This is a genomic window from Vibrio sp. Vb0304 (assembly GCF_033338995.1).
Classification (GTDB): domain Bacteria; phylum Pseudomonadota; class Gammaproteobacteria; order Enterobacterales; family Vibrionaceae; genus Vibrio; species Vibrio alginolyticus.
The window spans coordinates 1-1,009 of sequence record NZ_JAWOTT010000400.1; the positions used below are offsets into that span (position 1 = coordinate 1).

The window sequence follows — 1,009 nt, forward strand, 5'->3', positions numbered from 1 at the left end:
GCTCGGCGATCTCTTTAACAATTGCAAGGCCAAGGCCAGTCCCGCCGAAGCGCCTTGTGGTTGATGATTCTGCTTGCTCAAATGGGCGAAATATACGTTTTTGCGCCTCTTTAGATATCCCTATTCCCGTGTCTTTTATCGCGATAACCAACACAGTTTTGTCATAGTGAGTTTGCTCACTCAGCGTCACTTCAACAATGCCTCTGTCAGTAAACTTCACGGCGTTATTGAGTAAATTAAACAACACTTGACGAAGGCGCGCTTTGTCGTTGTCATACCAGCGTCCCACAGGGACTAACGACGTCACCTTAAACTGCAATCCTTTCTCTGCACACAAGGTATGATAAACGCTTTTTATACTGCCGATGATCGATTCTATGGGAAATGGCGAGTTCGAAAACTCTACATGTCCCTGCTCTATCTTGGAGTAATCAAGAATCTCGTTCAGGAGCGTCATCATGTGATCACCAGAATCGTATAATGTACTGAGGTGTTTTCTTTGTTCGTCCGTTAACGGTGTTTTGAGCAGAATTTGAGCGGTACCGAGTACCCCATTCATCGGAGTGCGGATTTCATGCGACAAAGTGGCAAGAAAAGCAGTTTTGGCATTTGTCGAAGCTTGGGCTTTTACTCTCTCTTGTTCGAGGTAAATGGTCTTCTCGTTGAATTTGGTAATGAGATGACCGATTTCGTCCTCACTTCCGTAATCGATATCAATGATCCCGCCAGTTTTGGAATCATCAATTTTTGTAGCGATTCGTACGATAGGTTCGACAATGTATCGGTTAAGTAAATAGTACCCAACGAGAACGCATAGCAATAAGAATGGGATGATGCCGCCTTCAACACTCATGACTTGCTCGAACACTTGATCTGCCACTTTCGCCTTAGCATTGACAACTTCTAGCTTCCAATGAAATTCACCAAAATCGAGTTTACTAATGTACATTTGTTTGGTGATTTGAAAGTTGTGTTCGATGATGACATTCGAGTTAGCATCTCGAATGAC

At 43.6% G+C, this 1,009-nt stretch carries 1 protein-coding gene; it reads right to left on the reverse strand.

Translation table 11 applies throughout. The features are described from left to right. Positions 1 to 1,009 (reverse strand): sensor histidine kinase (locus tag R7P35_RS26535; RefSeq protein ID WP_318093479.1); only part of this gene is annotated, 1,009 nt, incomplete at both ends.